Annotated in this window: 19 protein-coding genes; 12 read left to right on the plus strand and 7 right to left on the minus strand. The window is 68.4% G+C overall.

The genetic code is table 11. From position 1 onward, the window contains the following. Positions 1–93 precede the first annotated feature (93 nt). Complete coding sequence (locus CEY15_RS04725; RefSeq protein ID WP_095717512.1) at positions 94–993, minus strand: hypothetical protein; 900 nt, start codon at positions 991–993, stop codon at positions 94–96. A gap of 505 nt (positions 994–1498) precedes the next feature. On the opposite strand from CEY15_RS04725, the gene CEY15_RS18420 reads away from it, so the two are divergent. Continuing rightward, complete coding sequence (locus tag CEY15_RS18420) at positions 1499–1675, plus strand: hypothetical protein (RefSeq protein ID WP_176475023.1); 177 nt, start codon at positions 1499–1501, stop codon at positions 1673–1675. 148 nt (positions 1676–1823) lie between these two features. Here the strand turns inward: CEY15_RS18420 and CEY15_RS18695 are convergent, their stop codons facing one another. After that, positions 1824–2825 (minus strand): helix-turn-helix transcriptional regulator, encoded by a 1002-nt coding sequence (locus CEY15_RS18695; RefSeq protein ID WP_245847256.1) that lies wholly within the window; start codon positions 2823–2825, stop codon positions 1824–1826. Between the two features lie 132 nt (positions 2826–2957). Here CEY15_RS18695 and CEY15_RS04735 point away from each other — a divergent pair, with 132 nt between their 5' ends. After that, entirely contained in the window at positions 2958–4394 is a 1437-nt protein-coding gene (locus CEY15_RS04735; RefSeq protein WP_095717513.1) for an amidase, read from the plus strand. 79 nt (positions 4395–4473) lie between these two features. Here CEY15_RS04735 and CEY15_RS04740 read toward each other — a convergent pair whose 3' ends face one another. Beyond that, a complete protein-coding gene (locus CEY15_RS04740; RefSeq protein WP_095717514.1) occupies positions 4474–5535 on the minus strand; it encodes a LysR family transcriptional regulator in 1062 nt (353 codons plus the stop codon). A gap of 84 nt (positions 5536–5619) precedes the next feature. On the opposite strand from CEY15_RS04740, the gene CEY15_RS04745 reads away from it, so the two are divergent. Genes CEY15_RS04745 through CEY15_RS04755 form a run of 3 tightly spaced genes read left to right on the plus strand, consistent with a single transcriptional unit; the run spans position 5620 to position 8764 of the window. Continuing rightward, positions 5620–7053, plus strand: a complete 1434-nt coding sequence (locus CEY15_RS04745; protein ID WP_095717515.1) for a CitMHS family transporter — start codon at positions 5620–5622, stop codon at positions 7051–7053. After that, positions 7050–8426, plus strand: a complete 1377-nt coding sequence (locus CEY15_RS04750) for an acyclic terpene utilization AtuA family protein (protein ID WP_095717516.1) — start codon at positions 7050–7052, stop codon at positions 8424–8426. The genes CEY15_RS04745 and CEY15_RS04750 overlap by 4 nt, the downstream gene beginning before the upstream one ends. Next, the gene (locus CEY15_RS04755; protein WP_245847258.1) at positions 8426–8764 is read left to right on the plus strand and encodes an AtuA-related protein; all 339 of its coding nucleotides are present in this window, start codon (positions 8426–8428) and stop codon (positions 8762–8764) included. Before CEY15_RS04750 ends, CEY15_RS04755 begins: the two co-directional genes overlap by 1 nt. Here CEY15_RS04755 and CEY15_RS04760 read toward each other — a convergent pair. Beyond that, positions 8761–9528, minus strand: a complete 768-nt coding sequence (locus CEY15_RS04760; RefSeq protein WP_245847260.1) for a sulfite exporter TauE/SafE family protein — start codon at positions 9526–9528, stop codon at positions 8761–8763. The two genes, CEY15_RS04755 and CEY15_RS04760, sit on opposite strands and share 4 nt — an antisense overlap. Positions 9529–10510: 982 nt before the next feature. Here CEY15_RS04760 and CEY15_RS04765 point away from each other — a divergent pair. Beyond that, entirely contained in the window at positions 10511–11551 is a 1041-nt protein-coding gene (locus CEY15_RS04765) for a Ku protein (RefSeq protein ID WP_095717518.1), read from the plus strand. Between the two features lie 15 nt (positions 11552–11566). Here CEY15_RS04765 and CEY15_RS04770 read toward each other — a convergent pair whose 3' ends face one another. Together CEY15_RS04770 and CEY15_RS04775 are read right to left on the minus strand one after the other, a co-directional pair. Continuing rightward, positions 11567–12313 carry a FadR/GntR family transcriptional regulator gene (locus CEY15_RS04770; RefSeq protein ID WP_095717519.1) on the minus strand — a complete coding sequence of 249 codons (747 nt, stop codon included), beginning with the start codon at positions 12311–12313 and terminating at the stop codon, positions 11567–11569. 39 nt (positions 12314–12352) lie between these two features. Beyond that, positions 12353–13672 (minus strand): MFS transporter, encoded by a 1320-nt coding sequence (locus tag CEY15_RS04775; protein ID WP_245847263.1) that lies wholly within the window; start codon positions 13670–13672, stop codon positions 12353–12355. A gap of 129 nt (positions 13673–13801) precedes the next feature. Here CEY15_RS04775 and CEY15_RS04780 point away from each other — a divergent pair, with 129 nt between their 5' ends. The 4 genes from CEY15_RS04780 to CEY15_RS04795 are packed head-to-tail and all read left to right on the plus strand — an operon-like array spanning position 13802 to position 18638. Beyond that, positions 13802–15475, plus strand: coding sequence for an AMP-binding protein (locus CEY15_RS04780; protein WP_095717521.1), 1674 nt, complete (start codon positions 13802–13804; stop codon positions 15473–15475). Positions 15476–15480: 5 nt separating this feature from the next. After that, the gene (locus CEY15_RS04785; protein WP_095717522.1) at positions 15481–16275 is read left to right on the plus strand and encodes an enoyl-CoA hydratase-related protein; all 795 of its coding nucleotides are present in this window, start codon (positions 15481–15483) and stop codon (positions 16273–16275) included. Further along, positions 16272–17498 carry an acyl-CoA dehydrogenase family protein gene (locus CEY15_RS04790; RefSeq protein ID WP_095717523.1) on the plus strand — a complete coding sequence of 409 codons (1227 nt, stop codon included), beginning with the start codon at positions 16272–16274 and terminating at the stop codon, positions 17496–17498. Before CEY15_RS04785 ends, CEY15_RS04790 begins: the two co-directional genes overlap by 4 nt. Positions 17499–17507: 9 nt before the next feature. Further along, positions 17508–18638, plus strand: coding sequence for an acyl-CoA dehydrogenase family protein (locus tag CEY15_RS04795; RefSeq protein ID WP_095717524.1), 1131 nt, complete (start codon positions 17508–17510; stop codon positions 18636–18638). Positions 18639–18864: 226 nt separating this feature from the next. On the opposite strand, the gene CEY15_RS04800 is transcribed toward CEY15_RS04795, so the two are convergent. Continuing rightward, on the minus strand, positions 18865–19245 hold the full coding sequence (locus CEY15_RS04800; RefSeq protein ID WP_342744892.1) for a hypothetical protein: 381 nt from the start codon (positions 19243–19245) through the stop codon (positions 18865–18867). Between the two features lie 407 nt (positions 19246–19652). Here CEY15_RS04800 and CEY15_RS04805 point away from each other — a divergent pair, with 407 nt between their 5' ends. Continuing rightward, a complete protein-coding gene (locus tag CEY15_RS04805) occupies positions 19653–21047 on the plus strand; it encodes a polysaccharide biosynthesis tyrosine autokinase (RefSeq protein ID WP_095717525.1) in 1395 nt (464 codons plus the stop codon). 121 nt (positions 21048–21168) lie between these two features. Further along, positions 21169–22956 (plus strand): nucleoside-diphosphate sugar epimerase/dehydratase, encoded by a 1788-nt coding sequence (locus CEY15_RS04810; RefSeq protein WP_176475024.1) that lies wholly within the window; start codon positions 21169–21171, stop codon positions 22954–22956. The last annotated feature ends 1822 nt before the right edge of the window (positions 22957–24778 follow it).

The raw sequence follows: 24778 nt of genomic DNA on the forward strand, positions 1-24778 counted from the left end.
CGGCCAGTGTGGAGCCGTCACATCAGATCTCACCGTCTTCCGTCAATGGCTCCGCTACGGGGAATCGAACGGCCGGATGACGACGACGACCACTCAGCCGAGCTCGACCGCTTCGACCCCCTCGGCGGCGAGGACCGCCTCGGCCGTGCCTCGATCACAACCGAGCAGGGAGTACTCCCAGTCGATGTCCGTGACCACAAGCCATTCCCGGCCGTCGGGCCACAGGGCATCGACGCCGCGGAAACGACCAGAGGCGAGTCCCGACATCGCGGGTGCATCGATGACCGTGGTCTGGAGGACCTTCATCGTGCGCCCCAGGTCGACCTCGGGTGAGCAGATCTGGGAGGCGGGGACGGCGGCGAGCTGCGGGTGGGCCCGCGCGTCCGGATTGCCGGTGTAGGACGCCACCGAGTGGTCGGGGCCCGGCCCGTAGGAATTCCAGGCAAGACCCGAGGTCTCGAAGACCGCACCGAACGCCTCCTCGGGTGTGGAGGTGTGGCGTGCGAGAACCTCGAAGAGCGCCCCGATTCCGGCAAGCCCTTCTGCGCCCTCGAGCGGCGTCCCGAACCGGTCATCGCGCGCATCGAATCGGTCCTGCGGCGCGAGAGTGCCGCCTGTGGCGGCGAGGTCCCACCACATTGACGACGGCGAGATCGTCACCCCGTTCTCCCGGGCGACCTCGTCCCAGGTGACGTCCCGATCGCCCGTGCGGGCGGGATGGCGGATCACGAGCAGGGCCGGGAAACCGCAGCGCTCGCCCGCGCGTTCGGTGAACTCCCCGTGCATCTCGGCCAATGCGCCGTGCCGCCGAACCCAGTCGAGGTGGGGATCTCGGGTCAGGGGCCGGATGCCGAACCCGAGGAAGTGCTGCCAGTCCCGACCCTCGGCCTCGACGTAGTGGAGCATCAGCCGGGTCATCCGGGCGGGCAGGTCCGCGTCTATGCAGATCACCGCGTGGTGATCGGTGTCCGAAGGCTCGACCGTGAACCTCACAGTGTTACCGCGTAAGACCGTGCCCCCTTGTGAGATTGTGCCCCCGCGTGAGAGTCGGAGCTCCAGCTGCCCGCGACTGCGAGACGTGACGGCGTACGGCCGCGACGGCCGCGGACGCTGCCTGGGGCGAAAGACATCGCGCCAGGCACCGAACGGCCTCAGCGTGGGCGGCGTGTGCCGGGGTCGACGAGCGCGCGTGACGCCAGCGGGCCACCGGACGACGTCGCCCTGCCGAAGTGGAGGTGTGGGGGCCAGGCGGTACACGTGTGCCGCATCGGGGTCGGCGAAGGCGCGCAGGCCGGCATGGAAGTAGGGGGATCCGATCAACGCGTCGACGAGTACCGGATCCAACGCCATCTCGGCGCGACAAGTCGCCACGAGCGCCACAGTAGCGAGACGCCGCCTTTCCGCGGTGTGATGCGCGGCACACTGCTGCTACCGTCGGAGGAGCAGGCGCCCTCGGCGCCACGTCACCACCCGCACCCGCTCGAAAGGACGCCTACTCATGGGTTCAGACGCAATCGGCTCGCTCGGCTCACTCGCTCTCGGCTCTCTCGCCGCCCCCATCCTGGGATCGCTCGGCCTGGGCTCGCTGCTCCAGGGGGCCAGCAGTGGCAACGGCAGCGGCACCGACTCGCTGACCGGAATGCTGCCCACCGACCTCCTCGGCGGCATCTCCTGACCGACCGGCCACCCCTGGCCACCCGGCACGCACGATCGCGCGCCGCCTGAGGCGCCCGCCACCAGACGCGCGCGCCACCTGAGGCAGCAGACGGACCCCGGACCGCACCCGCGGCCCGGGGTCCGGTCGTGTCCGGGCCTCGGCCCGTCTACGCAGGCAGAGAGCGGGGGCGCGCCTGGGCCACGCAGCGGATCGCATCCAGGCTGTCCAGGTCACGGAGTAGCGCCTCACGGGCCAGGGCGGTCCGATTGGGCACTCCCACCTTCATCAGCGCGGACTCCACGTGGGTGCGGGTGGTCCGCACGGAGATCCCCAGGGCGGCGGCGATCTCGTCATTGGTCCATCCGCGGGACAGCAGTCCCACCACATCGAGTTCCCGCGGGGTCAGGTGGTCGTCGCCCTCGGCCTGCTGGATGCGGATCAGGACCCCGTCCCCGGCGGGGTCGGTGGTGACGTGCCACCAGCCCCGGGAGTCATCGCGGTGCCGGAAGCCGAGTGCTGCTCCGGTGCGCTGGTGCAGGTCCCCGATCCTCACGACCTCTCTGGTGGTGAACGGGCCCCGGGTCAGATCGCCCACGCGCACGTCGAGCCTGCCGCGGCCCACCCACACCACGAGGTCCGCGGGGGCGGGAGGGCGAGTCGCCCGGGGGTCGGTCAGGGAGGCGATCTCGCTGGCGAGCATGGTCAGCCCGAGCAGGGCCTCGTCGCGCAGTGGCCGGCCGTGGGTGGAGCTCAGCGCCAGGAATCCCGGGCGGGGCGAACCGTGGCGGAGCACGCCGAGGGGGAGCGTGAGGCCCTCGTGAAAGCCGTTAGGTTTGAGCGCCTCCCGGTAGGTGCGTGAGGAGCGGAAGTCGTACGGGAGGTCGATGAACCTCCCGGCCACGCGGTGCTCGGTGATGTAGCGGTGCGCGGGACACTCCGCCGCGTAGGTGGTGGAGATGAACCGGATGGCGTCACCGGGATAGTCCAGGTTCACCAGGACGGGGTGCGCCTCACCGGCGGTGGCCCGCTGAGGGCCGACGAGCGTGGCGCAGTCGAAACCCAGCCCGTCGCGCACCATGCGCACCGGCTCGTCCAGGGGGGCCTCACCCCGGCCGGCGGCGCGCACGCTGTCGGCGAGACGGACCCACCACGTCATGTCTGGCGTCATGCACACCTCCGATCGTTGCAGGCCGGGGCGGGAAGGGGCATCGGCCATTCGGCCGATGTGACCTGGAGCACATAGTGCCACCATTCGGGCAGCAGGCGTAAGAGGCGCCGGATGCCAACCCCAGGAGGACCCGTGAACGTCGAGGAATACTCAGCCCAGGACGCGACGTCGCTCGCCGCGATGGTCGCCGCAGGAGAGGTCACCGCGGACGAATTGGCGACGCTCGCCACCGACGGAATCACCGCCGTCAACGCGCACATCAACGCCGTGGCGACGGGGCCGTTCGACACGCCCCTCGACCACGCCACGGACGGGACGTTCGCCGGGGTGCCGTTTGTGATCAAGGACCTGGTCTGCCATGCCGAGGGCGTGCCCACCCGCATGGGCACGAGGATGCTGGCGGACGGGGTGGTCCCGCCCGCGGACACGCATCTGATGGAGCGGTTCCGTGCGGCCGGACTGGCGACGGTGGCCGTCTCCACCACTCCTGAGTTCGGCTACAACGCCAACACCGAGGCCCTGGTCTACGGGTCCACCCGGAACCCCTGGGACACCACGCGGAGTGCGGGCGGCTCGAGCGGCGGGTCCGGGGCGCTGGTGGCTGCCGGAGCGATTCCGGTCGCCCACGCCAACGACGGTGGCGGCTCCATCCGGATCCCGGCGGCGGTCAACGGGCTGGTGGGCCTCAAGCCGAGCCGAGGCCGGGTACCGCTCGGCCCGGACCTGGACAGCACCGCGTTGAGCGGCAAGGCCATCGAGTTCGCTGTCACGCGGTCCGTCCGAGATGCCGCGGCCCTGCTCGACGAGGTCGCGGTGAGCTACCCGGGGGACCGGTTCATCATCGCCCCGCCGGAGCGGCCGTGGGCCAGGGAGGTCGGCGCCGATCCGGGCCGGCTGCGCATCGCGCTGCACACCGACTCCTGGGCGGGCACGGCGGTCGACCCCGAGGTGGTGGCCGCGGTCGAGCAGGTCGCGCGAACGCTGGAGGAGGCCGGCCACCACGTGGAGCGGGCTACGCCCACGTTCGAGTGGGAGGAATTCCTGCAGGCCACGGCCAAGGCGTGGGCGGCCTTCCTGGCGGAGTCCGTCATGGGGGTGGAGGCGATGACCGGCAAGGCCGCGGGCCCGGACAACGTGGAAGCCACCACGTGGGCGTGTGTGCAGTTCGGCCGGGGCCTGACCGTCCTGGACATGGCGGCGGCCACCGCAACCTTCACCTCGGTCTCCCGGGAGGTGGGCCGGTTCTTCGGTGACTACGACATCCTGCTCACCCCCACCACCAACAACCCCGCAATGCCGTTGGGCTATCTGAATGCGAACGCCGACCTGGACGCCCTCGGGTGGACCCGCAGGATCTTCGACGCGTTCTCGTTCACCCCGCTGTTCAACACCACCGGGACCCCGGCGATCAGCCTGCCGCTGGGGCAGTCCCGGGACGGCCTGCCGATCGGGGTGCAGGTCGCCGGGCCGATGTGCTCGGAGTCGATGCTCATCCGGGTGGCGGCTCAGCTCGAGGCCGCGATGCCCTGGTCCGCCCGCCGCCCCGGGGTCCACGTCACCACGGTCTGACCCCTCGCCCCGTGGTGCCCGTCCCGCTCGGTCGGAGCACCACGGGGTCAGGCCACCCCTACCCAGCAACCCCACCCCCCTACCCGGCAGCCCCACTTCCTGGCCCGGCTCCGGGCCGCACCCAGCGCACGCCGGGCAGCCCCTCCGGGCCGGAGCCCAGATGCCGGTCCACCACGTCCATCCATGCGCTGACGGCGGGGGAGAGCGGGCGGTCCCGGTGGCGGACCAGGGTGATGGTGCGGGACCGCTCCGGGACCAGGGGCACAAAGGCCAGGCCGGCGAAGCGCATGAGGGGCAACACAAATCCCGGGACCGGCGCCACGCCCAGGCCAGAGGCGGCCAGGCCGGCGACGGCGGCCACGTTCTGGGCGCGCACGATCGTGGCGGGCGAGACGGCGGCGTCGTCCAGGGCCGCGGTGACCGCCTTGTGGACGCTGGAGGCCGGGCCGAAGGCGATCAGGGGCTCTGTTTGCAGATCGCTCCATTCGACGGTCTCGGCGTCGGCGTACCGGTGATCGGGGTGCACGGCCAGGAAGAAGCTGTCGCTGGCGATGGGCCGCGCCACGTACTCCGCGCCGCCGCCCGAGCCGCCGGCCGAGTCGCCGCCCGCCCCGCCGCCCGCCCCGCCGCCCGAGTCGCCGCCCGCGCCGCCGCCCGAGCCGTCTCCGGAGCGGCCGTCCCCCGGATGCGTGGTCAGCGCGAGGTCGGCCCGCCCGCTGCGCAGGTGCTCGGTCACCTGGTCGCTGAGGTTGTCCTCCACGTGCACCGCCACGTCGGGGTGGAGCCGCTGGTAGACGCGGACCATCGGCGGCAGCAGGGTCGCGGCCAGGGACGGCAGTGTGGCGATGGTGATGCTCCCCCTGGTGCCGGCGAGGTAGCCCTCGATGTGGGCCAGCCCGGTGTCGACGTGCTCGATCACGCCCCGCGCCACGGTCACCACGGCCTCCCCGTCACTGGTCAGCAGGACGCGTCGGGTGCTGCGCTGGAACAGCGGGGTGCGCAGTCGGCGTTCGGCCTCCAGCACGGTGCGGCTGAGTGAGGACTGCGCGACCCCGAGCTCGGCGGCGGCGAGCGTGAAGCTGCGGTGATGGGCGACGGCGACGATGGCCCGGAGGTGGTGCACACCCAGATTCATGCTCATGACTCATGAATCTATCGCTGAATGATGTTGGACTGCATAACGTGAGTCACCTCACACTGTGTGGAGCCGACGGAAGGGGCTCTCGTGCTCGCTTGGGCAGGTTTTCTCACCATCGGGGTGATTCTGGCTCTGCTGCTCTCCAACCGCGTGGCGGCGGTGGTGGCGCTGGCGGGGGTGCCTATCGTCTTCGCCCTGATCGCCGGGTTCGGACCGGCGGAGATCGGCGAGTTCGTCGCCGACGGGCTGGGCGGCGTGGTCGGGGTGACGGTGATGTTCGTCTTTGCCATCACCTACTTCGGGGTGATGCGCGACGCCGGCCTCTTTGACCCCCTGATCCGGCGCATCGTCCGCTGGGCGGGCAACGCCCCGGTCACCATCTGCGTGGCCACCACCGCGCTGGCGATGGCCGCCCACCTCGACGGCGCCGGGGCCACCACGTTCCTCATCACCATCCCGGCCATGATCCCGCTCTTCGACCGCCTGGGAATGAGCCGACTGACGCTGAGCGTGTGCGTGGGCCTGGGCGCGGGCACCATGAACCTGCTCCCCTGGGGCGGGCCGACCGCGCGGGCCGCGGCGACCGCCGGCGTCCCCGCCAACGACCTGTGGGTGCCGCTCATCCCCGCCCAGCTCGCCGGCATGGTGGTCGCCCTGGCCATCGCCTGGTTCCTCGGCGCCCGGGAGGCCCGACGGATCGGGGCCCTGCAGTCCGAGCCGGCCACGACCGCGCCGGCCGCGGCGTCAGCCGCCACAACGACGACGACGACAACGCCCGCCGGCCCCCCGACCACGGGCGACACCCCGGGTTCGGATGAGCCGGCCCCGGAGGACCAGGCCGAGCCCGCCGGCGTCGACGAGCTCACCGAGGAGGAGCGCGCGCTGCGCCGCCCCCGCCTGATGTGGTTCAACGCGGCGCTGACGATCGCGGTGCTGGCCGCCCTCATCGTGGGCGTGGCCCCGCCGGAGCTGATCTTCCTCGTCGGCGTGGTGGTGGCGCTGGTGGTCAACTACCCGGGCCTCAAGAGCCAGACCGCCCGCATCGAGGCCCACGCCACCGGCGCGATGCTCATGGCGACCACCCTGCTCGCCGCGGGGTCGTTCCTCGGGATCCTCGAGGGGTCGGGGATGATCACGGCGATGGCCGACGCGGCGACGTCGGTGATCCCCTCTTCCGCCGCGCCCGGGCTGCCGGTGATCATCGGCATCCTCGGCGTCCCGCTGAGCCTGCTGTTCGGGCCGGACGCCTTCTACTTCGGGGTCCTGCCCGTCCTCAACGCCCTTGGCGAGCAGTACGGGGTGTCCTCCATCGAGATGACGCAGGCCGCGCTGCTCGGCCAGGAGACGGTCGGCTTCCCGATCAGCCCCCTCACCGGCTCCTTCTACCTGCTCGTGGGCCTGGCCGGCGTCGACATCGGCAAGCACATCAAGGCGCTCTTCGGCTGGGCGTGGCTGGTGAGCATCGTCATGGTTCTGGTGGCGCTGCTGACCGGCGTGATCGCCTTCGGGGCGACCGCATGAGCCGCCGGCACGACCGCCTGAACCACGGCACCGGTCGCACGATCCGGCTGGGCGCGGGCGCGGGGTTCGCCGGCGACCGCATCGACCCGGCCGCCGAGCTCGCCCGCTCTGCCGAACTGGACTACCTGGTCTTCGAGGTCCTCGGGGAGCGGACCATCGCCGCGGCCAACGCGCAGCGCCTCTCGGGGGCGGGCCACGGATACGACCCGCTGCTGCGCCGTCGGTTGGAGGCCACGCTGCCGGAGTGCCGCCGCAACGGCACGACCGTCATCACCAACGGGGGCGCGGCCGACCCGGTCGCCGCGGGCGCGCTCGCCCTCGACATCGCCCGGGAGCACGGCCTCACCGGCACGCGGGTGGGGGTGATCAGCGGCGACGACGTGCTCGACGCCGTCCGGCGCACCGACCCCGTGCTGTGGGAGACCGGCCGACCGCTCTCTGCCGAAACCGACGAACTGGTCTCGGCCAACGCCTACCTGGGGGCCGCGCCGGTCGCCGAGGCGCTGGCCGGGGGCGCCGACGTGGTGATCGCCGGCCGGCTCGCCGATCCCGCCCTGTACCTGGGCGCGATCGCCCACGAGCACGGCTGGGACCTGGCCGGGGACCCCACTCTGCTCGGCCAGGGGACCGTGTTGGGGCACCTGCTGGAGTGCGCGGGCCAGCTGACAGGCGGGTATTTCGCCGACCCCGTCACCAAGCCCGTTCCGGGCCTGGATCGTCTGGGCTTCCCGTTCGCGGACGTGTCCGCCGACGGCCAGGCCGTGCTGTCCAAGCTGCCGGGGTCCGGGGGGCTGATCGACACCCGCACCGTCACCGAGCAGCTGCTCTACGAGGTGGGCGACCCCTCGGCGTACGTCACCCCCGACGTCGTCGCCGATTTCTCCGGCGTGACGCTCGACCAGCTCGGCCCCGACCGCGTGCACGTGACCGGCGGCTCCGGGGCGGCGCGTCCCGACGAGCTCAAGGTGACCCTGGGCTTCCGCGGTGGCTGGCTGGGGGAGGGGCAGATCAGTTACGCCGGGCCCCGCGCCCTGGACCGCGCCGAGCTGGCCGCGGACATCGTGCGCCGCCGTCTGGTCAGCGTCCACGGTCTGGACGAGCAGTCCGTGCTGGTGGAACTGATCGGGGCCGGGGCCGCCTTCCGGGGGCTGGCCGAGGCCGGCGACCCCGTCGAGGTGCGGCTGCGGGTCGCGGCGCGCGTTGCCGACCGGGCCGCCGCCGAGGCGGTGGGCTGGGAGGTCGAATCGCTGTACACCAACGGTCCGGCCGCGGGCGGCGGCGCCCGGAAGCACGTGCAGGAGGTGCTGGCCATCCGTTCCTGCACCCTGCCCCGCGCGCTGGTCCGCACCCACGTCAGCATCGAGGAGGCCTGATGAGCGGCATGATGAGCACCGTCGACAGCTACGCCGACGTCCGCGCCGGGGACAAGGGGGACACCCTGATCCTCGACGTCCTGGCCCGGGATCAGGCCGCGTACGACCTGCTCGCGGGTGCCTTGACCGCGGAGGCCGTGGCCGCCCACTACGCGCTGGACCTCACCGGGCCCGTGGTGCGGCGGCTGCTGCCCGGGGTGCGCGCCCTGGTGTTTGTCCTGCCCGGCGCGCTGGGGGGTGGGGTGACCGGGTCGCCGGTGCTCGACGGCCACGGCAAGGCGCTGAGTTATCACTTGCTGGGCTACCGCGTGCCGAGCCGCCTGGACGGGCCCGCCTAGAACACCCCGGCCATGCCCCCGACCCCGCGGGCCAGCAGCAGGAGGGCGCCAGCGGTCACCACCACCACGGCGACCTTGCGGCCGGCCTCCGCGGTGACCCGCCGCGCGACGAGTCCGCCGACCAGGAGGCCGATGGGCACCATGGCCACCACGAGCCCGATCACCGGCAGCGGCGGCAGTCCGGAGATCGGCGCGGCGCCCAGGCCGACTTTCGTGATGACCGAGGTCAAACCCATGGTGAAGAAGATCGGCTGCAGGGTCGCGGCAAAGGAGCGCTGCTGCCAGTTGGTGGCCTGCGCGTAGACGAGCATCGCGGGCGCGGCCACGCCCACGGCGGTGTTGAGGAATCCCCCGGCGGTGCCGGCCATCGCGGCGGGGACGGCGCCGCTCACCGGCGGGATGCGTACCAGGGCTGTCATCAGCAGCGTGCCTATCAGGGCGGTCCCGATTATCACCTCGAGCCAGCTGCGGTCGGCAGCGCCCACGAGGAGCGCGCCGGGGACGGACCCCACGACGATCAGCGGTGCGAGGCGGACGTACCGCTGCCAGTCGATGTCGTGGCGCAGTGTGATGCCGATGAGCACGGCGGAGACGGTGGTGGTCAGGTTGGTCAACAGCACCCCGGCGACGGGCCCGAGGAGTAGCGCGAGGGTGGGCGCCACCACCAGCCCGACCCCCATCCCGCTGACCCGCTGCAGGACCGTGCCCAGGATGACGGCCGCCGCCGCGACGATCAGCAGGAGGGGAGCGACGTCGACGGGCATGGAGAACAGCATTGCAGGCGGGTGTGGGCGTTTCGCCCGGGGGATCGGAGCTGTTGGAGCTTGGGTGCCCTCTTTGGAGGATATCCGTGGGTATCCATGGTGACGACGAGTTCGGCGTTCTCTCCCGAACTCTGAACCGAGCGCGCAAGGATAGACGTTCTAGAGAAGGACGGGGCTGCATCGGTCCCCTCGAACCGGCACTTACGAACTACGGAACCAATCGAGGCCGTGCATAACGAGCGGTTGAACGGCGGCCGCAAAGCGCCAGTGCAGAAGTCACAATATCGCGCGCCTCTTTATGTGCGTCAATTGCCGCACCGCGGTTCTCTCTGCCAGGCCGAGGGCTTTTTGCCGCTATTGTGCTCCAGGCTCCGTCAAACCCAGCTGCCGGGGATTGGGAGCAACCAGCGAGCGCGCTACTCCCTCGTGTGTCGGCGATCATCCTCGATACGTGGCGGGGCCGTGGGCGGCACCGCGAACTCGCCGATCCCGATGAAGTTTTCTAAGTCACCTTCAGCTAAAGCCGGCAATCCTATGGCTTTAACCATTGCAGCGATCATTCGCTCTTCCTGTATAATGCTCTGCTTAGTCAGCAATTCCACATCTGCTTGATCTCTTGGCGTGCGTGGGGCTGCCAGCTCCCGCCAGTACCGCATGACGTCGTCCTCGTCCCCGAAAAGTTAAGGAACCTCGTTGAGAACCGGTCCTCTCGACGGCGCTCTTCGATGACGCAGGACCTCGCGGACGAGCATGAACCGGGCGTCACGCTTCGCCCGCCGCGTCTGCAGCCGTGCGGACAGACTCTCGTTCAGAATCCAACCAATTACGCCACCGACAAGTGCGCCGACTATCTCCATCGGGCAACCCTATGTGGCTATGCACCTGCAGGACAGCAATACCGAAATCAGCCTACTCAACCGAGGAAGGGCTGCGCGCGCCAGCAACGGAAGCGATCTTCGCTCTTCTGGCGCATACTCTCCCCATGCGATCCATCTGGAAGGGCGAGGTCTCCTTTGGTCTGGTGAACGTGCCGGTCAAGGTGTATTCGGCGACCGAGGACCACGATCTGCGCGCGCGGCAGGTGGACAAGAAGGACGGGGTGCGGATCCGCTACAAGCGGGTGCGGGACGACAACGGCGAGGAGGTCGAGTACTCCGACATCGCCAAGGCGTACGAGTCCGACGACGGCGAGACGGTGATCCTCACCAAGGACGATCTGGCGTCGCTGCCGGTGGAGCAGAACCACGAGATCGAGGTGACGGAGTTCGTCCCGGCCGATCAGGTGGATCCGGTGGCCTTTGACAACGCCTACTTCCTGGAGCCGGCGTCACGCTCCAACCGGGCGTATGTGTTGATGCGGGAGGCGCTGGAGTCCACGGACCGGTTGGCGATCTGTACGTTCACGCTGCGTAACCGCACCCGGTTGTGTGCGCTGCGGGTCTACAAGGACGTGCTGATGCTGCAGACGCTGCTGTGGCCGGATGAGATCCGCCCGGCGATCCTTGAGGGCTTGGACAAGGAGGCCAAGGTCCGGCCGCAGGAGGTCAAGATGGCGGCCTCGCTGATCGAGACCATGGCCGCGGATTTCGAGCCCGAGAAGTACGAGGACGACTACCAGAATCAGCTCAAGGAGCTCATCGAGGCCAAGGCCGCCGGCGGGGAGGCGTTCACCGTGGAGGAGCGCGAGGAGGCCGGCGACGACGACGGCGACGATGAGGTGGCCGATCTGCTCGCCGCCCTGCGCGCGAGCGTGAAGGATCGCGGGGGCAAGGCCGACGCCAGCGACGACGATGACGACGACGAGGACTCCGACTCGCAGAAGACGTCGTCCGCAAAGAAGAGCGGTTCGGGCTCGGCCAAGAAATCGCCGGCCAAGAAGACGGCAATGAAGAAGGCGCCCGCCAAGAAGGCCGCAGCGAAGAAGTCGACTGCCAAGAAGGAGCCCGCTAAGAAGTCGACCTCCAGGGGTTCTTCGGCGAGGAAGAGCACCGCGAAGAAGGCGCCTGCCAAGAAGAGCGCGTAGCGCCAATCACCGCCTCTACAGCTCCCACTTCACGGGCTGGGAGATCACGTCGGCCAGGTAGCGGCGGTAGTACCGGGCGGAGCGCTCGACGAACACCTGCATGGCGGCTTCGGCCGCGTCCGGGTCTCGGCGGCGCATCGCGTCGAGCAGGTCGGACTGGAGTTCGGCCGCCTCCAACCTCGTGGCGAGGGGGTGCTCGCTCGGCTCGGCGTCGCGGACGAGGAGCCACAGGGTTTCCATGACGATCTTCAGTGCGGGGTTGCCGACCGCGTCGTAGACCGTGCGTTGGAAGAGCGCGTTGTTGAGCTGGAAGGCGTCGTGGTCGTGAGGGTCTTCGAGGATCCGGTCGAGGGCACCCTGCATGACGTCGATCTGGTGGTCGGTGACGGTGTCGGCGGCGGCGCGCGCGACGATCGGCTCGAGCATGAGCCGGACGTCGATCACGTCGCTGATGGTCGCGCCGTTGATCTGGAAGAACAGCTTCATCGTCTGGCCCAGCGACTCGAGCTGCGGAATCGTGGCGATGGGGCCGCCACCGATGCCGGCTTTGACCGTCACCAGGTCGCGGCTCTCGAGCAGCCGGAGTGCCTCCCGGACAGTGGTACGCCCGACGTCGTACTCCTCGACCATTTCCTTCTCGGTTGGCAGACGATGCCCCTCCACGAGACCGCCGGAGAAGATCTTCTCGGCGATGAGGTTCCCCACCCGCGCGGACAGCTTGCGCCCGCGCGGGTGGGGGGTGTCGGATCCTCGGGGGCTCATCGCTCTCCAGCGTATCGGGCGCGCGGAGTGCTGATGGCGCTAGTGGGCCGGTGCCATCTCCGGGCGGTCCTCGCCGACCTCGGGGAGATCGGACGCCTTGTACAGCGCCCCTCGGATCGTGAGGAGGGTCAGTCCGCCGATGATGCTCGCCCCGATGAGGAAGTAGGCGGGTGACAGGGGGTCGCCGGTCCGGTCGATGAGCCAGGTCGCGATGTACGCCGCGGTTCCACCGGCCACCACGGTCGCGAGGTTGAAGCCCAGCGCCACGCCGGTGAGGCGCACCCGTGAGTCGAACAGCTCGGGGAACACGGGGGCCGTGCTGACCTGGATGAGCGGGGTGCACACGGCGAAGACGGCGAACGCCAGGCCGGCCACGGCGAGCCCGTGCCCGGTCATCAGCGACATCGCGGGGTAGGCGAAGATCGCGGCCCACAGCAGGCCGATGGTGAGCATGGTGCGGCTGCCGAAGCGGTCGACGAGCAGGCCCGCGATCGGCATGAGGGAGGCCACGAACACGATCACGCCGGCAGCGGTCCACGTGACCGCGGTCTGGCTGTACCCGCCCTCGCGGACGAGGTGGATGCCGATGTAGGTGAGCACCATGTAGCCGGTGGCGTTCTGGGCGATGCCCAGGCCGAAGACCTGCAGGACCTGGAACGGCTGGCTGGCGAGGAGTTCCTTGAACGGAGACTTGGCCAGATCGGCGGAGGCGGCGGCCTCCTCGAACTCGGGGGTGTCCTCGATGCGCGACCGGAGCCAGAGGCACAGCAGGAGCAGCGGCAGTCCGGCGATGAAGGGGATGCGCCAACCCCAGCTGGTCATCTGGACGTCGGAGGTGAGGGCGGAGGTGGTGGCCACGACGATCGCGGCGAGGGCGAAGCCGGTGTTGGAGCCGAGCGCGACGATGGATCCGCCCAGTCCGCGGCGCCGGGGCCCGACGATCTCGTAGACGTAGGTCAGCGCCCCGCCGAGCTCGCCCCCTGCGGAGAACCCCTGGGCCAGACGGGCGATGACGAGCAAGGTCGGGGCGAGGACGCCGACCGCCGCGTAGGTGGGGAGGAACGCCATGATCAGGGTGGCGACGCCCATGAGGATCACGGAGACGAGCAGGGCGCGCTTGCGGCCGTAGCGGTCGCCCAGGCGCCCGAAGAACAGTCCGCCGATCGGTCGCATGAGGTACGCCGAGGCGAACACGGCCAGGCTGGCGAGGAGGGACGCCGTGGGGTCGTCGCTCGGGAAGAACAGGGGGCTGACGACGACGGCGAGGTACGCGTAGACCGTCAGGTCGTAGTACTCGACCACGGTTCCGATACCTGCGGCCGCCACGGACCGTCGCTGCGTGGGCTGAGCTTGTGTCAAGTGAATCACCTTCTTGGTGAGGGGAGTGGGGGAACCAACGCCTCTCAAAACATGTGCATATTTAGTGAGACCTGCGTTACTGTAGGGCGACACGATCCGATTCGGCAAGCATTTCGCGAAGGAGGAGACATGCGACCCACCCGATTGCCCGACGACCGCAGCGTGGCCGGGTACCGCGCGGCGGGCCACTGGCAGGACCGGCCACTGGACCACTACCTGGACCGTGCGGCCCGCCTCTGGGGCGAGCGCACCGCGGTGGTGGACGGGGACCGGCGGGTGTCGTTTTCCGAGGTCAACCGGGACGCGATGCGTCTGGCCGCAGCGCTCCTCGAGCGCGGGGTGCGGTCGGGAGACGTGGTCTCCTTCCAACTCCCCAACTGCGCCGAGGCGGTGGTCGTCTACCACGCTCTGCACCGGATCGGCGCGGTGGTGAACCCGATCGTCCCGATCTACCGCGAGCGCGAGGTGGCGTTCATCGCCACGCAGGCGCGGTCGAGAGTGGCGATCATCCCGGGCGTCCACCGGGGGTTCGACTACGCGGAGATGTATCGCGGGCTCGCCCCGGACCTGCCCGATCTCGAGTTGCTCATCAGCACCGATTCCGTCCGGCGCGAGGGCGTCGAGACTCTGGCCTCCCTGCTCGACTCGGTCACGGACGATCAGGTGGACCGGGTGCACGCCCTGCCGTCACCCGACCCGGACGATGTCTGCCTCCTGCTCTACACCTCGGGCACCACCGCCGACCCCAAGGGTGCGCTGCACAGCCACAACACGCTGGTCTTCGAGAACCGGTCGATGATCGCCACGTTCGGGCTCACCGCTCAGGACGTCATCTTCAACCCCTCGCCGGTCACCCACATCACCGGCGTGAACTGCGCCCTGACGCTCCCGTTCCTGCTCGGCGCGCCGGTGGTCCTCCAGGATGTGTGGGACTCCCAGGAGGCGCTGCGGCAGATCCGGTCCGAGCGGGCGAGCTTCATGATCTTCGCGACCCCGTTCCTTCGCGGGCTGTTGGACGCCGCGCGGGACTCCGGCCTTGAGACGCCCTCGATCCGCTACATCATCTGTGGGGGAGCGGACATCCCGGATGCCCTCGTCACGGAGGCGGACGAGCGGCTCGGGACGATCGCCCGGATGTACGGCGCGACCGAGGGGCCCTCGGTGACCTCGGCCAACCTGGCGGACGGCCCGGAGCTGCGCAAGTACTCGGACGGCCGGGTGTTGGCGCCGACGGAGGTGGTCGTCGCCGATGAGGCCGGCCGAGCAGTGGAGACCGGTCAGGTCGGCGAGGTCCTGTGGCGGGGCCCGGACACCTTCCTCGGCTACCTCGACGCCGCGCTCAACCACGATGCCTTCACCGAGACCGGGTTCTTCCGCACCGGCGCCCTCGCCCGCGTTGACGAGCGCGGCGGTATCCACATCGTCGGGCGCATCAAGGACATCATCAATCGCTCCGGCGAGAAGATCAGCACACACGACGTGGAGAACCAGCTCAGCGAGCATCCGCTGGTCGTCGAGGTCGCCGTGGTCGCCGGCCCGGACCCCGTCACGGGGGAGCGGGGCTGCGCCTTCGTGGTCACCCGGGACCGGGCCGACCTGTCGCTGGAGGAGGTGCGGCGGTTCCTCGTGGACCGGGGAGTCGCCGTGCAGAAGGTCCCCGAGAGCGTGTTCGTGGTGGACGCCCTGCCCAAGACGGCCAGCGGGAAGATCCAGAAATTCGCTCTCCGTGACTTCACGCGGGACAGATCCACCGCCCCCGAGCAGATGGTGGCCACGAGTCTCGTGGCCGTCCACGAGAGGTGAGAGAGATGGCACCGACTATCACGACGACGAGGACCGCGGTCGCGGACCCGGTGACGGTCACCGAGGTCCGCGAGGGCATCGCGCTGGTCGAGTTGACGCGCGGCAAGGTCAACGCGCTCGACGGTCACGCCTACCGCAGGATCGCCGAGACCTTTGACGCGCTCTCCGACGACGAGTCGTACCGCGCGGTGATCCTCACCGGCCGGGGGACGGTCTTCTGCGCCGGCAACGACCTGAACGAGTTCCGGACGATGGACGGCGGGAACGGCGATGCCGCCATGCGTGACGCCCGCCGCGCCTTCTTTGCCGTGATGGAGTGCAGGCTGCCGGTGATCGCGGCGGTCAACGGTCCGGCACTGGGCAGTGGGATCGGGCTGACGGCCACCGCCGACCTCGTGGTGGCCTCGGACCGCGCGACCTTCGGACTGCCCGAGATGCAGGTCGGGGTCCTGGGCGGAGGCCGGTTCGCCGCACGGATGCTTCCCGAGCAGGCCATGCGCAGGATGTTCTTCACCGCCGAGGCCGTGGACGCCGCGACGTTCCGGAGCTGGGGTGCGCCGATCGAGATCGTGCCCCATGCCGAGCTGAGGGCCAGGGCGCTGGAACGCGCCGAGGTGATCGCGAGCAGGAGCAGGTATGCCCTGACGCTCGCCAAACAGTCGCTCAACGGCTGCGAGGGAATGGATATCCGACGCGGGTACGAGCTCGAGCAGTCCTACACCGTCCGGCTCTCCGAGCATCCGGATTCCACGGCCGCCGTCGAGCAGCGGCTCGCGGCGATGAACGGAGTGACCACATGACGGCGACAGTGATGCCCGCCGAGACAGGGCAGGACGGCGCCGAGGACCTGAGGGCGTTCGAGGCCGCGAGTCGCGCCTGGCTCGACTCCCGCCTGCCCCGGCGGGACGCGGCAGCGCAGGCCCCGAAGTACTCGATCTTCCACAACCTCGGCCACGAGGACGAGCGAGCCCTGATCGATGAGGGACGCGGGTGGCAGGCCGAGCGGGTGGACGCCGGCTTCGGCGCAATGACGTGGGCCCCGCAGTGGGGCGGCCGGGGTCTGACCGCGAGCCACGAGCGGATCTACGCGGGAGTGGAGCGCGAGTACCTCACCCCGGAGCGGCACGAGAACATCCTCGTCACGGTCGAGCTGGTGGCGCCGACGCTCCTCGAGCTGGGCAACGACTGGCAGCAGGAGCGGTTCATCCGCCCGTTCCTCCGCACGGACGAGCTGTGCTGCCAGCTGTTCTCGGAACCGGGCGCGGGATCGGACCTCGCGGGGCTCTCCACGAGGACCGTCCGCGACGGGGAGAACTGGCGCGTCAACGGTCAGAAGGTGTGGAGCTCGGGCGCGCAGTTCTCCGAGTGGGGCCTGCTCATCGCCCGGTCGGACCCGGCCGCGCCCAAGCACAAGGGCATGACGGCGTTCATGGTCCCCATGGACCTCGAGGGCGTCGAGGTGCGTCCGATCCGGCAGATGTCGGGCGGGTCGACGTTCAACGAGGTGTTCCTCACGGACGTCGTGCTGCCGGACGAGTTCCGGGTGAGCGAGGTGGGCGACGGCTGGCGGGTCGCGCTGACCACCCTCGGCTTCGAGCGTCAGTCCAGCGCGGGGATCGTCGACGCCGGCGGCAACACGGCCGACCTCATCCGGTTGGCGACCTCGCTGGGCATCACCGGGGCGCCGGAGGTCCGCGGACGGATCGCGGAATCCCACCTCTACGAGCGCGCCCAGGCCCTGCTGGTCGCCCGGTACGCCGAGCTGGAACAGGCGGGCGCGGTGCCGGGCGTCGAGGGGTCGATAGGAAAGCTCGTGTGGACCCAGAACCTCAAGCGGGTGGGGGACACGGCGGCGTCGTTCCTCGGCCACCGGATCCTCGCTGACACCGGCGAGGCGGACACGTTCGCCTGGACCCAGCATCTGCTGGGCGCCCCGGGCTATCGGATCGCCGGCGGTTCGGACGAGATCCAGCGAAACATCATCGGTGAGCGCGGGCTCGGTCTGCCGCGCGAGCCCCGGTAGGAGGCGGACATGCCCATCAACCTCAGCACAGAACAGAAGGACCTGGCCGAGACGCTCGACGATGTGTGGTCGGGGATCGCGCCCGGGCACGACGTGTGGCCGTCGATCCGCGAGCTCGGGCTCACCGAGATCCCGTTCCCCGAGGCCACGGGTGGCGCCGACGGCACGTTTCGGGACCTGACCGTGGTCATGACGGGTCTCGGTCGTGTGCTCGGCTCGGCACCGTACTTCTCCTCGGTCGTCATGGCCGGCCTCGCGCTGCTCGACGCCGCTGACCGGGACACGCGCGCCGAGCTCCTGCCCGGGATCGTGTCGGGCGCGCGGACCGCCGCCCTGGTCTGCGGGCCGGGGATCGTCACCTCGGCCATCCGCGGCGAGGTCGCGGGGGAGGGGGAACTGAGCCTGACGGGGGAACAGCACGCGGTCGTGGACGGGGAGAGCGCGGAACTCCTCGTCGTCGTCACACACGGCCCCGACGGCACCGAACTCGCCCTGGTCGAGGGTTCGGCGCCCGGCGTGCGGCGGTCGGTCGGCGAGCAACTGGACGGCACGCGGCCGCTCGCGACCGTCGAGTTCGACGGGGCGACGGCGCGCCGCATCTCGGGACCGGACGTCGCGTCGCGTCTCGAGGAGGTGTGCTCACGCGTCCTCATCGCCCTGGCCGCGGAGCAGGTGGGCCTCGCGCGGAGGTGCCTGGAGATGGCGGTGGAGTACGCCGGGGCGCGTCAGCAGTTCGGGCGGACCATCGGCTCCTTCCAGGGGATCAAACACAAGCTCGTCGACCTCCTCGTGGCCATCGAGTTGGCTGAGGTCACGGTGCTCGAGGCGTCGGGTGGCGCCGAGCGGAGTTGTGACGAGGCGAGCGCGGCGGAGCTGGCCGACCGTGCCGCGGCGGCGCGCGTGCTGGCCTCGCGAGCGGCGATGACGGCGGCGGAGGAGGCGATCCAGGTGCACGGCGGAATCGGATTCACCTGGGAGCATCCGCTGCATCACTACTTCCGGCGGGCAAAGGCCGATCAGCTTCTGTTCGGCGACGAGTACCCGTATGTGCAGTCCGTGGGGGAGTCGCTGGTTCTTGGCCGAGAGGTGACGCACGAAGCGCAAGAGGGAATCCGCCTGACCGGGGCTGTCGGCCGTTAGCTGACGGTTGTGGAGTGCGCGTGGGGTTCCTATAGTGGTTCTCAGTCGGAGGCAACACTGACCCCCCTCACGTTGCCACCGACTGCGCCTCGATGCGCGGTCTACGCTGACCACCCCCGGTCGCGGACGTGCATCGTGCGACAGAGTCGCTGGCGGCCGTCGGACCCCCCTCCACGGCCGCTGGCGATTCGCCTTTTATCAGCAATTTCCCACCGTGTTGCCAGGGTCAGCAGGCTGGCGACACGAGTGCCTTCACGTACCCGCCCGTCTCGTGCAACAGGGCGTCCTTGCGCGACTTCGACAGCGGTCGGGGAGTGTCGGTCACATAGACAGCGCCCTCGAAGCATTGGTCAAAGTAGATCCGTACGCGTGACACGTGGCCCCAGTAGGTCACCACGAGGAGCGAATTCCACCCCCGTTCGCGGGCGATCCGGGTGGCCGCGGTGGTCTCGCCCTCGGTGGTGTCGATGTCGGGTGAGAAGCACTCGATGTCGATGCTGCGCCCGTCCCTGGTGCGGACTGGAGTCGAGGCGCAGTAGGCGTCGAGAAGGCCTGCGTAGGCCCCCGTGGAACTGGGCGGGCGGGAGACGAGTATCTGGTCCGTCACGCCCTCCTCGGCTAGATGACGGGCGTACACGTATCGGTCGTCGTTTGCTCCCGCTACCACGACTATCGCGTCCACGCGGCCGGGAGAGTCGACCTGCGGGTGGAGCACTGCGCTGCCAACGGTCAGGCCCGCAATGGCCGCGACCAGCGCAAATAGTGTCGTGGCAGCAAGTGCCGCCCTTCGGGTTCGGGAGCGGCGTCTCACCGGATCGAGACTACGGTGCGTAGCGAGCGGCAGCGCAGGAGCGCGGCACGGCGCATGAGGTGCACACCGTTGGTGAAGCCATGTTCATCCTGTCAACGAATGATGCTGAGGAGGCCCTCAGCAACGTAGTGTCGGCGCGTGGCCTAACGCGCGCTAGGTATATCGGGCCACTTCTGTGACTGCCTCGAGGAAAGGACCCTGGAGTGGATCTGCGGGACCTGTTGTCCGTACTTCGTGCCCGCTGGATCGTCATCGTGGCAGCCACCCTCGTCGGAGGGCTCCTCGCGCTGGGATTGAGCTTGCTCACCACCCCCACGTATCAGTCAAGGGTCCAGTTCTACGTTACGGTCTCTGCTGGCGATTCCGCCTCTGCGGCCTACCAAGGATCCCTGGGCGCCCAGCAGCGCGTCCAGTCCTACGCGGAGCTGGTTAAGAGTGCGGACATCGCTCAGGAGGTCGTGGATGCCTCGGGGGTGGATCTCAGCGCGGCGGCCGTCGCTCGGGCAGCGACCGCTTCGGCAGGCAACAGGACAGTACTTCTCGACGTCTCTGTGACCGATACCGATCCTGATCGAGCCCTCCGAATGGCCCAGGGATACGGCGACGTTCTCCCCGAGGCCATTAACCGCCTGGAGATTCCGGATGGCGGTGGACCAGCGCTGGCCAAACTCACCGTGGTCAATCCCCCCGCGCTGCCATCCTCCCCGGTCGCACCTAACACTGAGCAGAATGTGGCGATCGGACTTGTCCTGGGTCTGCTGGCGGGAGTGGGGCTCGCCCTCCTCGTCAACGCGCTTGATCGTCGGGTGAAGTCGACGGAACAACTCGAAGCGATGACCGGCACGCCCGTGGTCGGGTCGATCCCGTTTCGAAAGAACGAGGACAAAGAGGGGGGTGCGGAGCACATCGTGCCCTTCCGCGAGGGGCACTCCCCGGCGGCCGAGAGTTTCCGGAGGCTCCGAACCAACCTCCAGTTCCTGAACGTCGACAACCCCCCGCGCGTCATCGTGCTCACCTCGTCGGTGGCCACTGAGGGGAAGTCCGAGACAGCGATCAACCTCTCACTCGCTCTCGCCGAGGCGGGAAATCGCGTTCTCCTGATCGAGGCCGATCTCCGGCGGCCACTGGTCGTCAGCTACATGTCCATGCCGGACAAGGTGGGCCTCACCAATATCCTCTCTGGCCAGGCCGATTTCGCGGACGTGGTCCTGGAAACGCGGCACGAGGGGGTGGACCTGCTGGCCTGCGGGCCGCTGCCGCCCAATCCCTCGGAGCTCATCGCCTCGGAGGTGGCGCGAAAGCTTCTCCAGGATCTGCGCAAGACCTACGACTACGTGATCATCGATTCTCCGCCGCTGCTGCCCGTGACCGACGGGGCACTTCTCGCCCGGATTGCTGACGGGGCCTTGCTCGTGGTGCGCACGCATCGGACGACCAGCGACCAGGTCGTTCAAGCCGTGGACAACCTGGAAAAGGCCGACGCCACCCTGCTGGGCATCGTGACGGTGGCAAACAAGCCCGCCAAGAAGGGGGCGGGCGGCTACTACGATTCGTACTACTACTCGACGAGCAAGTCAGCGTCTGCCCCGGAGGCGTGATGTCTTTTCTCATGGATTTCCTGTGCAATTGGACCGAGGACCGGACATGACTCGCAGCGCACGCCTAATCGGTAGCCGCCGTTCCGGCGGGGGTGTCGGTAGCTTGGCTTTCTCCCCCTGGATGCCGATCGACGCACTGCTCTGGGTGGTTATGTTCATGGCCGCGCTGTGGATGCGGTACGACTTCTCGGTGGAAGAGGTGTTCACTACCCTCGGGACGTCGCGGTTCTACGTAGTCCTGCTCGGGGTGGTGGCCTTCAGCTGGGCCGCCGGATGGCTGGCGGGTCTCTACCGCGGTCGGTTCATTCCGGGGAGCCTGCTCGAGACGAGCGTCCTGGTCGTGGTGTTCGCCGGAGCGTCTCTCGTGGTGTTCGCAGGACATCTGGTCGGCGAGAGCTTTGTCGGTGTGCCGCGGTCCACCGCGCTTGTCGCGGGCGCGTTCACGATTCTCGCCGCCCTTGTGCTGAGATCGCTGGTGCGGCGTAAGGAACTCTTCGGCGCCGGCGCTGCGGCAGGAGCCGAGCCAGTTCTGGTGTTCGGCGCCGGGGACGGTGGTCGGCAACTGGTCGGCCAGCTCCGTCGATCCTCGGTGTCCAGATTCCGGCCGGTAGCCATTCTGGACGACGATCCGGCAAAACAAGGACTGGTTGTTGATGGAGTCCGAGTGCGCGGCACACGCGAGCACATTGCCCACTTCGCGCATAAGCTCGGAGCCGGGACGCTACTGGTAGCCGTTCCCAGCCTGCCCGGCGACGAACTGGTCGATATCCGCGATCGCGCGGAAGAGGCAGGGCTTCACGTGCTCGTGCTGCCGCCGATCGATTCGATGATGAAAGCTCGCGTGGCTGTCGACGAATTACGTGGCATCAACGTCACCGATCTCCTCGGTAGGGCCCCCGCGCGGCTCAACCAAACCCAGATCGCCGAGTACATCCGCGGTAAGCGGATTATGGTGACCGGCGCGGGCGGCTCGATCGGGTCCGAACTGTGCCGCCAGCTTGTGCGGTTCCGGCCCGGCGAGTTGATGATGCTCGACCGTGACGAATCCGGTCTGCACGCGGTGCAGCTCTCCATCCAGGACCAGGCGATGCTCGACGGTGAAGATACGATCCTCGCGTCGATTCGCGATCGCGAGGCGATTGCTGAGATCTTTGCCAAGCGCAAGCCGCAGATCGTCTTTCACGCAGCAGCGCTCAAACACATGCCGCTACTCGAGCATTATCCCCTTGAGGCTCTCAAGACAAACGTTGTGGGCACCCTCAACTTGCTGGACGCAGCAGAGGCGAGCGGAGTGGAGACCTTCGTCAATATCTCGACAGACAAGGCTGCGAGTCCGTCGACATCGTTGGGGACGAGCAAGCGGATTGCTGAACGGCTGACTGCAGCCCGCGCGGCCACGGCGCACAATGCAAAGTATGCCTCGGTGCGATTCGGGAATGTTCTCGGCTCTCGCGGCTCAGTACTCACGGTGTTCGAGAAACAGATCAAAGACGGTGGCCCGGTCACGGTAACCGATCCCGACGTGACCAGGTACTTCATGACCATCCCCGAGGCGTGCCAACTCGTCCTCCAAGCTGCAGTCGTGGGCGACTCGGGCGACACCTTGGTTCTGGATATGGGCGAGCCGGTGAGAATCGCCGACGTGGCGAGGACGCTGATTCAGCAGTCAGGCAAGGATATCGAGATCGTGTACACCGGTTTGCGCGAGAACGAGAAGGCTGCTGAAGAGCTGTTCGACAAGACGGAAGTGCCGATCGCAGGGAAGAAGCACGAGGCGCTGTCCCAGGTTCGAGTTCCTCCGCTCGACCTGGCTCCGGAGGAACTGGCGTGCTTAGAGGAACACGAGATCGCTCGGCGATGGATGGAAGTCCACGCCAATCCTTCGACGCCGATCATAACCGCCCGCTGAACCGAATCTGTGTTTCCGCCGTCCACCGCCACTTCTGGCCGGGCACCCCGCCTAACTTGTCGTTTCGCCGGTTGGTCGGTGACCGCTGGGTTCGAACGGACACCAGGTGGAAATTCGAACAGCTAACATCTGCAAGACCCCCTCTATGACCCATAGCCCGGTCGCGGTCGCCGGGCCGCCGGCGAGGGGTTTGTCGCCAGCTCAGCCACAGGCACTGATTCGGAGGTCCGATCGAACACCGTTGGAACCTAAAGGCGGACGTGACCCGTTCTCCGACCTAAGTTTAGTCCCACTCCCGTCACTTCGATTCGGCCGGACGATTAGTAGCGTTCGCTCGGTAGGTACTGACCACAGTCTTCGGCCAGATCGTGTTACAGAACGGCGTTTTGGGGCCACGGTGCACCTTCCGCATCGGGTTCGTGACCCCTCAGCGGCTTTCACCTTAATATTCGCCTTCAACGAGAGCTGCTCCGTCCGGCGGGCGAGAACGTCTAAGTCAGGTTCGAATGGTGTGGAGAGTAAGAAGCGACGCCAGGCACTGTTCCGGAGAGTTCTTGCCAGTCTTGATGATGCGTTTGCGTTGCCGCACGGGCCAGGGGAACACGGTCTCAATCGACTAGCTTTGACCGATGATAGGGCCCAGTAATGTAGGGCCGTGGCTAGGCGGTATCACGCATCGTTTGAATGGTTCAGCATTCTGTTGCTGAGTTAACAAGCCGGCTGAAGGATAGCCTTGACATGCCCGCCGATTTCGTGGGTGAGTGCGTACCTCTTTGAAATTCGGGTGGAGCGCGGTGTATCCGTTACGTAGACGTCCCCACTGAAACACTGTTGTAGGTAAATTCGAACTCGTGACACATGGCCCCAATATGTAACGGCCAAGAGAGAATCCCACCCATTCTCATGCGCTATTCTGGTGGTGGCTGACACCTCGCCACTAGTGGTGTTCGTATCGGGAGTGAAGCACTCGATCTCGATGTCTCGTCCATCGGGCGCGCGAACCGGGCTGGCGGCACAGTACGAGTCGATCTCGTCGAAGTACGCGCGGTTTCCGGTCGGCCGCGACACGAGCACTCGATCCGCAGTCCCACTCTCGGCGAGGAATCGCGCATAGGCGTATCTGTCGTCCGACGATCCTGCGACCACCACGATTGCGTCAACATGCCCCGGCGAGTCGATCTGTGGGAACAACACGCGCCCCGCGATGGCGAGAGTCGTGCCGATGAGAGCCAAGATAATGATCGCCAGTGCCATCAAGAACGCGGTCCGCCGTCGAATGCGTGGTCTCACTGGCACGACGGTACCGCGACCGATGGGAACCTGAGTAATCGGAGGCGGCAGAAAACGCCGGTAGTGTCCCGCGTGCGACGTAGTCATTCGGGTAGATCTACGGGATTATGAGTTACGGCGAATCGACCTATCTGGCATCGGTGTAGTGCCCCACTGGTCGTGGAGAGTTTGAGCGGGTGACGGGTTTGAGGGCGATGTCGGCGGGCATGTCAGCGGGCGCGCATTGTGTCGTTGGCCTCGGATTGCAGGCTCAATGCCGAGATCGCGGAGTTGGCAGGGGGCTCTCGGCCGAAGGTGAAATCGGGGCGTAACAGATACGACGATCCCGGAATCGCGGGCCAGGTCGACGAGTAGCGAGCTGGCCGGCCGCGCCAGGTTGATCACGCGGAGATCATGACCGTGACCTCGATGCCGTCGCCGAAGTCTTTGAGTGTGGCTCACTGGTTCTTTCGGCTGCTGGCGGAGCGGTAGAAGGGCTCGGCCGCGACGACGGTCACGGCTGGCAGATAGGGCTTGTCGGTACCGCGGGTCC

This window comes from Dietzia natronolimnaea (genome assembly GCF_002289575.1).
Lineage (GTDB): Bacteria > Actinomycetota > Actinomycetes > Mycobacteriales > Mycobacteriaceae > Dietzia > Dietzia natronolimnaea_A.

Excerpts from the sequence above, each read along its gene's own strand:
- CEY15_RS18420 (WP_176475023.1), top strand. The coding sequence starts at position 1,499 with ATGGGTTCAGACGCAATCGGCTCGCTCGGCTCACTCGCTCTCGGCTCT.
- CEY15_RS18695 (WP_245847256.1), bottom strand. The coding sequence starts at position 2,825 with ATGACGCCAGACATGACGTGGTGGGTCCGTCTCGCCGACAGCGTGCGC.
- CEY15_RS04740 (WP_095717514.1), bottom strand. The coding sequence starts at position 5,535 with ATGAGCATGAATCTGGGTGTGCACCACCTCCGGGCCATCGTCGCCGTC.
- CEY15_RS04750 (WP_095717516.1), top strand. The coding sequence starts at position 7,050 with ATGAGCCGCCGGCACGACCGCCTGAACCACGGCACCGGTCGCACGATC.
- CEY15_RS04755 (WP_245847258.1), top strand. The coding sequence starts at position 8,426 with ATGAGCGGCATGATGAGCACCGTCGACAGCTACGCCGACGTCCGCGCC.
- CEY15_RS04760 (WP_245847260.1), bottom strand. The coding sequence starts at position 9,528 with ATGCCCGTCGACGTCGCTCCCCTCCTGCTGATCGTCGCGGCGGCGGCC.
- CEY15_RS04765 (WP_095717518.1), top strand. The coding sequence starts at position 10,511 with ATGCGATCCATCTGGAAGGGCGAGGTCTCCTTTGGTCTGGTGAACGTG.
- CEY15_RS04770 (WP_095717519.1), bottom strand. The coding sequence starts at position 12,313 with ATGAGCCCCCGAGGATCCGACACCCCCCACCCGCGCGGGCGCAAGCTG.
- CEY15_RS04780 (WP_095717521.1), top strand. The coding sequence starts at position 13,802 with ATGCGACCCACCCGATTGCCCGACGACCGCAGCGTGGCCGGGTACCGC.
- CEY15_RS04785 (WP_095717522.1), top strand. The coding sequence starts at position 15,481 with ATGGCACCGACTATCACGACGACGAGGACCGCGGTCGCGGACCCGGTG.
- CEY15_RS04790 (WP_095717523.1), top strand. The coding sequence starts at position 16,272 with ATGACGGCGACAGTGATGCCCGCCGAGACAGGGCAGGACGGCGCCGAG.
- CEY15_RS04795 (WP_095717524.1), top strand. The coding sequence starts at position 17,508 with ATGCCCATCAACCTCAGCACAGAACAGAAGGACCTGGCCGAGACGCTC.
- CEY15_RS04810 (WP_176475024.1), top strand. The coding sequence starts at position 21,169 with ATGCCGATCGACGCACTGCTCTGGGTGGTTATGTTCATGGCCGCGCTG.